This window comes from Lawsonibacter hominis (assembly GCF_014287895.1).
In the GTDB taxonomy this organism is placed as follows: Bacteria; Bacillota; Clostridia; order Oscillospirales; family Oscillospiraceae; genus Lawsonibacter_A; species Lawsonibacter_A hominis.
Genome location: NZ_JACOPP010000057.1, coordinates 1 through 6237, shown reverse-complemented (window position 1 = coordinate 6237; position 6237 = coordinate 1). Strand labels below are relative to the sequence as shown.

The window sequence follows — 6237 nt, the reverse complement described above, 5'->3', positions numbered from 1 at the left end:
CATTCAATCAAAAACAAAACTGACGCCTCTGGAATTGCGCCGCCAGTTTGCTGCTTGAAAATCTCATAGTCCTATATTAGGGGCGTTTTTGTGCTGTCCGCACAATCGGGGGCGGTTCATATGGCTGTAAGACTATTGACGGATATAATTTCCGTTCGCAATTCAAAGAAAAGTTCAAGCTGTCAGAAGAACATGATATTATTGGCGAGCACAAATGGAAGTTAAATCTTCACTCAAATGTTTATGTAAAGTCGTATTTTTCTGTTGAAAGTATTGCAAGAAGTCAAGGTGGTAAAAAGACGACTTTGAGATTTTGGAATGCTGAAAGTCGATCAAGCGGGGCTGGATATATTCAGCTTCCGGTTTATTTCTTAAGTCTGAGCAGGTTATTTCCAATTGGAGAATCAGGCAAGACGCAAAGTCTTAAGCCGGAACTAACAGAGGAAGAACTGGCATATTGTGTTGACAATTATCGGAATATTCTTTCTATTCAGAACATTCCAGGTACACCCTCTGTCGGACTTGAAAAAGGGACATCATCAAGAACATTCTCTGGAATCAGCGATGGAGTACATGATATTTTCACAAACTCAGCTGGCGAGGGAAATATAACAAAGATTATTTTAGCAGTTCTTTCGTTCAAGCGTCTTAAAGAGCAATACGGGCGCGACTACAAGGGTGGAATTTTGCTTATCGATGAATTAGACGCTACTCTTTACGGATTTTCTCAGAAAAAATTAGTTGACTATTTGTGGAAATCAGCAAACGATTTTAAGATACAAATTGTATTTACTACGCATTCCCCTATTATTTTGAAACAAGTCAACAAGTATCAGCGTAAAGAGAGAGCGGAAAAAGGCATAAATCTGCCTCCTTATGCGTATGATAGTTCCATAGTATATTTGGAACCTAAATACGAAGCAGAGGGGACTCGGAGAATTATGCCAAGGAATATTTCTTCGACCAGTGATCTAAATACTGTTTTGAATGATATCAATCTCGTTGGCCCCGCAAATGGAAGTAAATTGAATATTTATTGCGAAGATGCCAGAGCCATTTCATTTACTCAGTACATCCTATCAAGGGTATTACAAATCAATCTGGAACTATATATGAATTTTGTTGATATAGACTTGGGATGGGGAAATTATGTCCAACTCTATGAGAAAAAAGTTCCAGAGTTTAGAAACAATATAGTTTTGTTAGATGGTGATGTTCCTGAAACTAGGGAATATAAAAAAACTAAAGGAAAAGTATTATCTGGCGCAGATAATTTCTTGTTTCTGCCTTTGACTATCGAAAAAGATTTGTTTAGGCAATTAAAGGATCATGCTGCGTTCAATAAATTTCAAAAAGACTATTCCAAAGTTCAATCTCTAAATTACGATATATGTTTTAATGATTGGCCACTTGAACCAGAACGATATGACACTTCTGAATATAAGCGATGGTTCCAGCAATTAGAGGAGATTTTAGGAAACCAAGAAATCCTTTATTCTTTTTGGTATGACGAACACCGCGAAGAATGTGATGAGTTTGTAGATAAGTTTGTCAAGGCCTTCAATCTATTAGCAGATCGTGAAGAAATGGACTCATTACCGCCTCAGCAGCCTGTTGAAGAATTAGATGAATGAGAAACTCAGTAGCTTCGCCCATAGTTTAAGGGACTTCTTACAGAATTAAGCCTTGTAAGAAGTCCCTTAGTCCTGTGTACCAAAAGCACTCTCCCTACCCCATTTAGGGGGTTCGCTACACGCTTGTACTGGGAGAGCGCTTGAATGGCATTCAAGAGGTCAGCGGTTCGATCCCGCTTATCTCCACCAAACTTTGGTGTGCTGAGTATTCTTAGATAACCTGCTTCATACGAAGTAGGTTTTTTCATGCCTGTTCCCTTTTGGGAGCGGGCTTTTTGTTTTATGCGGCAATCGTCACAATGTCCAGCCCTTCACAGAACTGTGTAAAGTCAATGTTGAAATCAATGTGCAGCTTGTAGTCACGGTATACCTCTACCCGCTTTATCAAACAGCTCACGATCATTTTCTTTGCCTCTATGCTGGCTGTGTCGTACATTTCTGCCCATGAGATGATGTCGTTATATTGCGTGTTCAGCGAGGCCATCACCGCTTGTCCTTCGTCATAGGCCGCTTGCACTGCCTCCAAATTCTCTTGGAGCTCTCTGCATTTCGTTTCGGCTTCGGCAATTAGAGAGTTTAGCAGCTCTTTAGAAAAGCTACTCTCTCCACGAATGGTCTTGATGACTTCGCCTTTCAGCGTTTCGAGGTCTGCGGCAGCTTTGACATACTCGGATCGAACACTGTGGAGCAGGCTTTTCCGCTGCGCCATCTTCTCCCGGTAGCGGGCGCTTACAATCTCGCTTTTGGGAATTGCTTTCATGCGCTCAAAGATTTGGCGCACCAGCTTATCAATGATCCCGTCAAGGATATGGGCCGTGTAGCCCGTCTGCCCGTCACAGTCGGTTTGTTTGCGGGTTTTACCGTAGCAGATATACCGCACACGCTTCACCACCCGATTAGGGTCATACTTGCAGGGATAAGCCTTTCCGTTGGTGGTGAGGGTCAGCCTCGACCCGCAATGCCCGCAATACACATTCCCGGCCAAAAGCGAGTTGCCACGGGTATTTAGCGGGATATGGCGTTCCTGCTCGGCACTATTGGCCCGGGAAGTGCGGATGTGTTGGGCTGCTTCAAACAGCTCCGGAGAAATGATTTGCAGATGGGGTAGCTCTTGGGAACGGCTTTCCCCGCACCGCAGAACACCCGTATAGGTGAGATTACAGACAATACCTCGGATGCTGGCGTGGTGCCACATCTTGCCCGTTCTGGCCCGGTAGCCCTGTTTGTTCAAGTAGGTAGCAATCCGTTGAGCGCCGAAGCCCTCATGCACATACTTGTCAAAGATGATCCGCACCACAGCAGCCTCGGTTTCGTTGACGACCAGATCATAAAGCTCATGCTTGCGCTTGTTGAAGCGCCCGCTTTTCACAAGGTCATAGCCGTATGGAGCAAGGCCACCTTTGAAGCCGCCACTCTCAACGAGCTGGCCCAATGCGGTTTTGGTACGGATAGAAGTCTTTTCGCTTTCACCGTCAGCCTGCCAAAAGCGGATGTAGTTGGTGAGCTTGTCCGTGTGGCTGTCGAAGCGCTGCTCCCCTTCTTGGGTGCTCCATACCTCGATCCCGTTCTTTACGAACCATTCCACCACAAAGGGCGTTTCGTCAGCGATACGCCCGATGCGGTCAAACATAAACACCAGCAGAATATCAAACTTCTTCTGCTTTGCTAGTTCCTTGATGATTTGCAGCTTGTCCCGGTTTTCAGCTCTTACCTTGTGGCCGGAAACGCCTTCCTCTTGTTCCTCATGGACAATCACCCAGCCCATCTTTTCGCAAAAGGCATGGCAGGCTTTCCGCTGCATGGGAATGTCGGCCTGGTTTTTATCGTTGTGGTCCACCTGCTTGTCGGTAGAAACACGGTATAATGTACAAACTCGATTTTTCATAGTTGACCCGTCCTTTCATATTGTCAAAAAGGCAACATGAAGATGCGGATCAATACGCAATCTATGCAGTTTTCAAGGTACATGGTGACTATCACCATCTTTATTATACCGCTGTACAGGAGGGGCAGCAAGGATGCCTCCGGTTTGGGGTTTATGTCCTCCAGCGATATAGGAGGACAGCAGGATTTGTTTCAGATGGCCGGAAATGGCCGTGTTTCTGGTTTTGGCAAAGGTGGCGTAAATCTCATACCCGTCCACCTTGAGCATGGTGATGTTTTGGGGCATAGCGTTACCTCCTCAGCGGAACGAAAAAAACAGTAACTTCCCATTTCCCCCTTGTCCTGTGGGGAAATATCAAAAGGCGGCCCCCGCAGGTGCCGCCCTTTGAGCTTTCTCCACTTCGGGCCGATGTGGGGCTGTTGACAAAGTCTGTTTTCAAAAATACGGCCTTGCAAAAAGTTCATCAAATAGCATATATTTTACAGTAAATAACAACAAACAAGCAAGAAAAACCTATTTGCTTTTTCGATAAGGGACTTTGTCAACAGCCCCACCTTGACCCGAGGTGTTTTGCCTCTCATAAGCCATTTCATTTTTTGGCCTAAATCGGTGCACCTTACAGAGATTTTTTCAAAATTTTTTCCAAGTGCCGCAGCCCGCGCTCGATTGCCACACGGATTACTTTCTCATCTACCCCTTCTGCCCGAGCAATATCCTGTTTCGTCATGCCAAGAATGAAGTGGGCGTAAATCCGTTTGGCCTGTTTGTCCGGCAAGCTGGCAATAGCAGCGTGAAGCTCCTGCATGGTAACTTTCCGCTCGTACAACTCATGGGGCGAAAGTGCGACAAAGACAGCCTCATGTTCCAGCCCATCATCCCGATCAAGGGAATAGTAAGCTTTATGGCGGTATGTACGCAGCCGGAAAGCAGCCTCCTTGCGGTCAAATTCTTTGAAGATTTCAGCAACTTCGTCCGATACTTCCATGAAGCAATCCGATGTATAAAACGGGTAATAGTCCCGCAGATTGATAATAGCCATATTGACCTCCGTTTCGGTTGGTGGTTGACGAGTGACCGAAACAGAGGCGGTGGAGAGCGACACCGGGGAATGACTTCGGGCCAACATGGGGCTGTTGACAAAGTCCCTTATCGAAAAAGCAAATAGGTTTTTCTTGCTTGTTTGTTGTTATTTACTGTAAAATATATGCTATTTGATGAACTTTTTGCAAGGCCGTATTTTTGAAAACAGACTTTGTCAACAGCCCCAACATAGCCCGAAGTTTGATAGTTTTATGTAAAAAGTCGTGGTATAATGGAATCAATATTTTGGTTCGATGAGGTGATGAACATGGGGAATACCAGAGACGACTTTAATTCAGCAACAAAGGAATTACTGGCAAATCGGGTCGGGAGAAGATGTAGCAATCCTGCTTGTCGAAAGTTGACTTGTGGGGCAAATTCCAATCCCGAAAAAGTCACAAATATTGGAGTAGCCGCTCATATCTGTGCAGCAGCTCAAGGCGGTCCACGCTATGACGCTTCTATGACACCCGAAGAAAGAAAGTCATTTGAAAATGGAATTTGGCTATGCCAATCTTGTTCTAAATTGATTGATACGGATATTACTCGTTATCCTAAAGAACTGCTACAAAGTTGGAAGCAGCTTGCAGAACAGACAGCAATTTTAGAAGTTGAAACTACTTCTGCCACACCCGCTTTTGAAAAAGATAAAGAGCTTGTCCAATTTTATTTGGAGTGCTTTGATCGTCCGGCCTTTCAAGATGACATTTATCAAGAAGGTCGAATGGAGGATTTTGATAAAGCGATTGAAGATACGCTAATTGCTTTGAATACAGGAGTATTAAGAACTCGTGATGGCTCTATATTAAAACAGGCTGATGGAAAATCTTCTATCCAAAACTCTTTGTGGCGAGAAAAACTTTATACTATCGCTGATATGTTAACAGCAATTCGCAGACGATTGAAAATAGCCAAAAAGGAAAAAGCCTATTCGACATATGGCACAGGCGAAGATGTCGCTTATTGTTTCTATGATCGTGAACTTGCTGAATGGTTTAATTCTACACGAGAAGAAATACTAAAAATTCTATCGTCTATTTGTAAAGAGGCCGGACTTCGGGAATTACATTTTCGGAAACGAAGATATAGATGGTAAAAAAAGAACAAGGCGGCAGATTTCAACTTTGAAACCTGCCGCCCTCGTCTTACTTTGCCACCAGCTCGGAGAGCTCCTGCAGCACTTTTGACACCTCGCCCCACAGCTTTTCATAGTCCTGCTTCAATCCGTCGATTTCCTCCGGGTACACGCCGTAGGTATGCGCGTGTACGGCGACCTGATTGAGATTGTTGGAGCAGCGCCTTTGCAGAGAGATTAATTCTTTTATAGGCGCAAGGTCAACGTGCAGGATATACCCGTTCAGAGCCATCTTCCGCACATAAGCCCCGGCGTTGGAAATGCCCGCTTCGGCCATCCGTTCATGGATGGCCGCCAGCTCGTCCGGCGTCACCATGACGTGCAGATGGACATTCCGCTTGCGGTTCTCCATCAGCGTTCCAGCTCCCGGCCCTTTCTGCGCTCGATAAGGTAAAATAAGTTGCGCAAATATAAAAGAGGATAAAAAGAGACATGGTTTGCAGAACTCTGGTAGAATGAAGTTGCGACACACCATTCTGAAAGGAGTCTGTAAACCATGTCCG

6 protein-coding genes and 1 tRNA gene are annotated in these 6237 nt (G+C 44.9%); 3 read left to right on the top strand and 4 right to left on the bottom strand.

What is annotated here, in order from left to right:
- Nucleotides 1-305 precede the first annotated feature (305 nt).
- Entirely contained in the window at nucleotides 306-1634 is a 1329-nt protein-coding gene (locus H8S57_RS16540) for an AAA family ATPase (protein ID WP_186909064.1), read from the top strand.
- 106 nt (nucleotides 1635-1740) lie between these two features.
- Nucleotides 1741-1823 (top strand) — tRNA-Ala (locus tag H8S57_RS16535).
- Between the two features lie 91 nt (nucleotides 1824-1914).
- Here H8S57_RS16535 and H8S57_RS16530 read toward each other — a convergent pair.
- From H8S57_RS16530 to H8S57_RS16520, 3 genes are all read right to left on the bottom strand, one after another.
- Nucleotides 1915-3519, bottom strand: a complete 1605-nt coding sequence (locus H8S57_RS16530) for a recombinase family protein (protein ID WP_186909063.1) — start codon at nucleotides 3517-3519, stop codon at nucleotides 1915-1917.
- Between the two features lie 72 nt (nucleotides 3520-3591).
- Nucleotides 3592-3804 carry a hypothetical protein gene (locus H8S57_RS16525; protein ID WP_186909062.1) on the bottom strand — a complete coding sequence of 71 codons (213 nt, stop codon included), beginning with the start codon at nucleotides 3802-3804 and terminating at the stop codon, nucleotides 3592-3594.
- A gap of 331 nt (nucleotides 3805-4135) precedes the next feature.
- Entirely contained in the window at nucleotides 4136-4558 is a 423-nt protein-coding gene (locus tag H8S57_RS16520) for an RNA polymerase sigma factor (RefSeq protein WP_186909061.1), read from the bottom strand.
- 309 nt (nucleotides 4559-4867) lie between these two features.
- Here H8S57_RS16520 and H8S57_RS16515 point away from each other — a divergent pair, with 309 nt between their 5' ends.
- Nucleotides 4868-5695, top strand: a complete 828-nt coding sequence (locus H8S57_RS16515) for an HNH endonuclease (protein WP_186909060.1) — start codon at nucleotides 4868-4870, stop codon at nucleotides 5693-5695.
- Between the two features lie 49 nt (nucleotides 5696-5744).
- Here H8S57_RS16515 and H8S57_RS16510 read toward each other — a convergent pair whose 3' ends face one another.
- A complete protein-coding gene (locus H8S57_RS16510) occupies nucleotides 5745-6086 on the bottom strand; it encodes a plasmid mobilization protein (protein ID WP_186909059.1) in 342 nt (113 codons plus the stop codon).
- Nucleotides 6087-6237: the final 151 nt, after the last annotated feature.

What these genes read in the sequence shown, in the direction of transcription:
- H8S57_RS16525 (WP_186909062.1), bottom strand. Translation starts at nt 3,804, where the DNA reads ATGCCCCAAAACATCACCATGCTCAAGGTGGACGGGTATGAGATTTAC.
- H8S57_RS16510 (WP_186909059.1), bottom strand. Translation starts at nt 6,086, where the DNA reads ATGGAGAACCGCAAGCGGAATGTCCATCTGCACGTCATGGTGACGCCG.
- H8S57_RS16515 (WP_186909060.1), top strand. Translation starts at nt 4,868, where the DNA reads ATGGGGAATACCAGAGACGACTTTAATTCAGCAACAAAGGAATTACTG.
- H8S57_RS16520 (WP_186909061.1), bottom strand. Translation starts at nt 4,558, where the DNA reads ATGGCTATTATCAATCTGCGGGACTATTACCCGTTTTATACATCGGAT.
- H8S57_RS16530 (WP_186909063.1), bottom strand. Translation starts at nt 3,519, where the DNA reads ATGAAAAATCGAGTTTGTACATTATACCGTGTTTCTACCGACAAGCAG.